At 43.8% G+C, this 536-nt stretch carries 1 protein-coding gene; it reads right to left on the bottom strand.

The window, feature by feature from the left end; genetic code table 11:
• Window positions 1-45: 45 nt before the first annotated feature.
• A complete protein-coding gene (gene sixA / locus ACS8FD_RS24055; RefSeq protein ID WP_439260768.1) occupies window positions 46-504 on the bottom strand; it encodes a phosphohistidine phosphatase SixA in 459 nt (152 codons plus the stop codon).
• Window positions 505-536 lie beyond the last annotated feature (32 nt).

The following is a 536-nucleotide window of genomic DNA, read 5'->3' as shown; positions in this document are numbered from 1 at the left end:
CGCCAGTTAAATCAAAGCGCGGTATTGACTTACGCCTTTATAATATCAATGGGGCTGCTGCGGCACAAAACGGTCTATTTCGTTTGCCATACCAGTCATGACAAATTCCATCTCAAAGACACGTGCTTCAGCCAAAGCGAACGACTCAGGATTATCACCAGTTAATAACCCAGCAAGGTAGGCAATGATAGACATATGACAAACCACCACCAAACACTCGGCTTCAATCTTTGCAATATCTGCTAATGCCATATGGGCATCATCGGACGGTGTAATATTGTCTTGTACTATAGACGGCACTGCAGTAGCACGCGATTGTAGCGCAGCCAATGTTTGCTGCGCGCGTTTATAAGGGCTTACTACAAAATGGTCTGGCGCATAATGCTCAATAATATATTCAGCCGTTTGTGCTGCTTGCTGTTGACCATACTCAGTCAATTGCCGTGCGCTATCTGGACGAGTCTCATCTTCTGCTTGTCCATGACGCATTAATATAATCTTCATAATATCCCTTTATTACCGCTTATTACATAACT

The sequence above is a fragment of the Psychrobacter sp. 1U2 genome (assembly GCF_051847575.1).
The sequence above is the reverse complement of the archived record's forward strand: the minus strand, read 5'-3'. Positions and strand labels throughout refer to the sequence as shown.

Excerpts from the sequence above, each read along its gene's own strand:
- sixA (WP_439260768.1), bottom strand. The coding sequence starts at position 504 with ATGAAGATTATATTAATGCGTCATGGACAAGCAGAAGATGAGACTCGT.